Below are 3,544 nucleotides of genomic sequence, written 5' to 3'. Positions count from 1 at the left end.
GTTATTGGTAGATGATGGTGAATTATTAATCTATCAGCAATTTGTATTGAGAGATACACTGTTTCTAGCTTTAGGGTTGTTTTTTAGATTAGGTGATTATAAAAAAGTTAGAGAAATATTAGACAGGTTAATCCAAATTATGGAACGAACTCAAGACTATCAGAAAAAATCTTTGATAGATATGTTTGAATGGAAATATTATCTCAGTTATAAGAATGATAAAAAAGAGGCTAAAGAGTATTACAAATCAGCTATACACTTCGCAGAAATGATTAAAGAAGACATGCTATTAAAAAAACTAAAACAGGAATGGCAACAGGATATCAAATAATTAACAGGACATTTTTGTCCTGTTAAACTATATATCAAAAACCTATAATAAGTGTATTAAGAAAGTAGGTGAAAAAATGGCTAATCAAACTAAAAAGATCATATCTCTAATAGCAACAGTTCTATCTATTGGGATTGTATCGTATGCATTACAAAAAAACGCCGTTGCTGAATCAACAGGAATTGATCAAAAGGAAAATCAAACAATACAAATTTATAAAAAACTCTTGAGTGGTAAATCAGAAAAAGAAATAAATGATTATTTTGGTAATTTACCTGATAGTAAAGTAATTGTCGCTGATGAATCCGGTGGATTTACAACGAGTTCCACAAATGATTATAGTAATCCAGTTGAAACTATTGATGAGAGAGGGAATAAAGAGTTAAAGTCATTTCAAGATACAAGCACTGCATCAACAATTGGTGAAATAAAATCAGCCTTGAAAATCAATAAATAAAAAGTGAAAAGAGGTAATCAGCGTATCACTTTACGTTAAAAAGTTCTACTGAAAAGTAGAACTTTTTTTCTACATAATAGCAACTTTTTTAGCACTCTATTTCTTTCGAAAACACTTTCATCAAAAAAACGAAAAAAATCTTCTCAAATCCCTTGCATTGGGCCTTTGTTTGTGTTAAACTACTATGGTGCTGTGAAAAACAGCTATTAGCTTTGATGCAAGAGGTTGCGACACGCTCGGTTGCATTGCCACGCAACGCGCGTCGGTTTTCTTGTGGAGCTAGCCTATTATCTTAAATAGACGAAAAGGAGAAAAAGATGGCAAACAAAAAAATCCGCATCCGTTTGAAAGCGTACGAACACCGTACACTCGACACAGCGGCTGCAAAAATCGTAGAATCAGCTACTCGTACAGGTGCACAAGTTGCGGGTCCAATCCCACTTCCAACTGAGCGTAGCCTCTACACAATCATTCGTGCGACTCACAAATACAAAGATTCTCGCGAACAATTCGAAATGCGTACACACAAACGTTTGATCGACATCATCAACCCAACTCAAAAAACAGTTGACGCTTTGATGAAATTGGATCTTCCAAGTGGTGTAAACGTAGAAATCAAACTTTAATCTAAAGTTTGATCAAGAGCATAAAAAACGCTCGTTAAAAACTTTTTGAATAAAAAACTATAGAAAAGGAACTATTTTCTCATGACAAAAGGAATCTTAGGGAAAAAAGTGGGAATGACTCAAATCTTCACTGAAGCTGGCGAATTGATCCCTGTAACAGTTATCGAAGCAACTCCAAACGTTGTTCTTCAAGTTAAAACTGTTGAAACAGATGGTTACAACGCTATCCAAGTTGGTTTCGATGACAAACGCGAAGTATTGAGCAACAAACCTGCTAAAGGACATGTAGCAAAAGCTAACACGGCTCCTAAGCGCTTCATTCGTGAATTCAAAAACGTTGAAGGCTTGGAAGTTGGTGCTGAAATCACAGTTGACACTTTCGAAGCTGGAGACATTGTTGATGTAACTGGTACTTCTAAAGGTAAAGGTTTCCAAGGTGTTATCAAACGCCATGGACAATCACGTGGACCAATGGCTCACGGTTCTCGTTACCACCGTCGTCCAGGTTCTATGGGACCTGTTGCACCTAACCGCGTATTCAAAGGTAAAAACCTTGCAGGACGCATGGGTGGCGATCGTGTAACAATTCAAAACCTTGAAGTTGTACAAGTTGTTCCAGAAAAGAACGTTATCCTTATCAAAGGTAACGTACCAGGTGCTAAGAAATCTCTTATCACTATCAAGTCAGCAGTTAAAGCTGGTAAATAATAAGGAAAGGGGAATACAGTCAAAATGGCAAATGTAACATTATTCGACCAAACTGGTAAACAAGCGGGCGAAGTTGTTCTTAACGATGCGATCTTTGGTATCGAACCAAACCAAGCAGTTGTATTTGATGTGATCATCAGCCAACGTGCTAGCCTTCGTCAAGGAACTCACGCAGTTAAAAACCGTTCAGCCGTTTCAGGTGGCGGACGCAAACCATGGCGTCAAAAAGGAACTGGACGTGCTCGTCAAGGTTCTATCCGCTCTCCACAATGGCGTGGTGGTGGAATTGTCTTCGGACCAACTCCACGTAGCTATGCGTACAAACTTCCTCAAAAAGTTCGTCGCCTTGCACTTAAATCTGTTTACTCAGAAAAAGTTGCTGAAAACAAATTTGTAGCCGTTGATTCTCTTGAATTTACAGCTCCAAAAACTGCTGAATTTGCAAAAGTTCTTGCAGCTTTGAGCATCGATTCTAAAGTCCTTGTTATTCTTGAAGAAGGAAATGAATTCGCAGCTCTTTCAGCTCGTAACCTTCCAAACGTGAAAGTTGCGACTGCTACAACTGCAAGTGTTCTTGACATCGCAAATAGTGACAAACTTCTTGTTACTCAAGCAGCTATCTCTAAAATCGAGGAGGTTCTTGCATAATGAATTTGTATGATGTTATCAAAAAACCTGTTATCACTGAAAAGTCAATGGCTCAACTTGAAGCAGGCAAATATGTATTTGAAGTTGACACTCGCGCTCACAAACTTTTGATCAAACAAGCTGTTGAAGCTGCGTTTGAAGGTGTAAAAGTTGCGAATGTGAACACTGTAAACGTAAAACCTAAAGCAAAACGCGTTGGACGTTACACTGGTTTTACTTCAAAAACTAAAAAAGCTATCATCACGCTTGCAGCTGATTCTAAAGCAATCGAGTTGTTTGCTACTGAAGCTGAATAATCTAAGGAGGAAATATCGTGGGAATTCGTGTTTATAAACCAACAACAAACGGTCGCCGTAATATGACTTCTTTGGATTTCGCTGAAATCACAACAAACACACCTGAGAAAACTTTGCTTGTTTCTCTTAAAAACAAAGCAGGTCGTAACAACAACGGTCGTATCACTGTTCGTCACCAAGGTGGTGGACACAAACGTCATTACCGTTTGATCGATTTCAAACGTAACAAAGATGGAGTTGAAGCAGTCGTTAAAACGATCGAATACGATCCAAACCGCTCAGCTAACATCGCGCTTGTACACTACACTGACGGTGTGAAAGCTTACATCATCGCCCCTAAAGGTCTTGAAGTAGGTCAACGTATCGTATCAGGACCAGAAGCAGATATCAAAGTCGGAAACGCTCTTCCACTTGCTAACATCCCAGTTGGTACTTTGATCCACAACATCGAATTGAAACCTGGTAAAGGTGGAGAATT

At 38.3% G+C, this 3,544-nt stretch carries 6 protein-coding genes and 1 pseudogene; all 7 read left to right on the top strand.

The genetic code is table 11. The annotated features are described in order from the left end of the window. Positions 1-331: pseudogene (locus PAN06_RS13335) on the top strand (XRE family transcriptional regulator); the annotation flags it as partial. A 76-nt stretch (positions 332-407) separates the two neighbouring features. Then, complete coding sequence (locus PAN06_RS13330; protein WP_269796565.1) at positions 408-788, top strand: hypothetical protein; 381 nt, start codon at positions 408-410, stop codon at positions 786-788. A 317-nt stretch (positions 789-1,105) separates the two neighbouring features. Beyond that, positions 1,106-1,414 (top strand): 30S ribosomal protein S10, encoded by a 309-nt coding sequence (rpsJ, locus tag PAN06_RS13325; RefSeq protein ID WP_003009585.1) that lies wholly within the window; start codon positions 1,106-1,108, stop codon positions 1,412-1,414. 81 nt (positions 1,415-1,495) lie between these two features. Continuing rightward, on the top strand, positions 1,496-2,122 hold the full coding sequence (gene rplC / locus PAN06_RS13320) for a 50S ribosomal protein L3 (RefSeq protein ID WP_003010846.1): 627 nt from the start codon (positions 1,496-1,498) through the stop codon (positions 2,120-2,122). 24 nt (positions 2,123-2,146) lie between these two features. After that, complete coding sequence (rplD, locus tag PAN06_RS13315) at positions 2,147-2,770, top strand: 50S ribosomal protein L4 (protein WP_003009591.1); 624 nt, start codon at positions 2,147-2,149, stop codon at positions 2,768-2,770. Further along, positions 2,770-3,066, top strand: coding sequence for a 50S ribosomal protein L23 (locus tag PAN06_RS13310; protein WP_003009593.1), 297 nt, complete (start codon positions 2,770-2,772; stop codon positions 3,064-3,066). The genes rplD and PAN06_RS13310 overlap by 1 nt, the downstream gene beginning before the upstream one ends. A 17-nt stretch (positions 3,067-3,083) precedes the next feature. Beyond that, positions 3,084-3,544 (top strand): 50S ribosomal protein L2 (gene rplB, locus PAN06_RS13305; RefSeq protein ID WP_269796564.1); only part of this gene is annotated, 461 nt, incomplete at its 3' end.

It is taken from the genome of Streptococcus sp. SM3 (assembly GCF_027497875.1).
This window is presented reverse-complemented; position numbering and strand designations above follow the sequence as displayed.

Bases quoted from the DNA above. Each gene is read 5' to 3' on its own strand.
- PAN06_RS13330 (WP_269796565.1), top strand. From the start codon at position 408: ATGGCTAATCAAACTAAAAAGATCATATCTCTAATAGCAACAGTTCTA.
- rpsJ (WP_003009585.1), top strand. From the start codon at position 1,106: ATGGCAAACAAAAAAATCCGCATCCGTTTGAAAGCGTACGAACACCGT.
- rplC (WP_003010846.1), top strand. From the start codon at position 1,496: ATGACAAAAGGAATCTTAGGGAAAAAAGTGGGAATGACTCAAATCTTC.
- rplD (WP_003009591.1), top strand. From the start codon at position 2,147: ATGGCAAATGTAACATTATTCGACCAAACTGGTAAACAAGCGGGCGAA.
- PAN06_RS13310 (WP_003009593.1), top strand. From the start codon at position 2,770: ATGAATTTGTATGATGTTATCAAAAAACCTGTTATCACTGAAAAGTCA.